The following is a 473-nucleotide window of genomic DNA, read 5'->3' as shown; positions in this document are numbered from 1 at the left end:
TCGACCAGAACCTTGGCTAGCCCATAGCAAACTCAATGATTGAAGCGTTGTCACAAGCCCGATAAAAGCCATCAAGGCATAGAAAGGCCAATAAGGTATGTCGATAGTATAAGCTTGATCTTCATAGGTATAGCTATCTATCGCGCCCAACACCGCCTGCCAAACGACAAGTAGCGAGAACAAAACCAAGAAAACATATGAAGCGCATTTTAGGGAGCGTTGCTTAGAAGCCGACAAGGCTTGGTAAAGCAGGTCAACACTCAATAATTCATGGCCCTCTATACACTTTGGAATCGCTAATAAAGAACATGCTGAGTAGCAGCAAACCCGACAATTCGTGAGCCCAAGCAATGGGAGAGGAAAATAATGAACGCAAAATAACGTCACTAATTACAAGTAAGACCAGTGACGGCAGAACAAACAAGGTGTTAAGACCGTTTAAGAAATTAACGAGTTTTTTTAAGATTTGGTCA

At 42.5% G+C, this 473-nt stretch carries 1 protein-coding gene and 1 pseudogene; both read right to left on the bottom strand.

Annotated elements, in window-relative coordinates; all coding sequences use genetic code 11:
* The coding region (locus A3761_RS05045; protein ID WP_197472835.1) for a TRAP transporter small permease subunit at positions 1-351 on the bottom strand (351 nt) is incomplete at its 3' end.
* Positions 269-473: pseudogene (locus tag A3761_RS28480) on the bottom strand (hypothetical protein); the annotation flags it as partial. The pseudogene A3761_RS28480 and the gene A3761_RS05045, both read right to left, overlap by 83 nt.

The organism is Oleiphilus sp. HI0123 (assembly GCF_001635315.1).
This window is presented reverse-complemented; position numbering and strand designations above follow the sequence as displayed.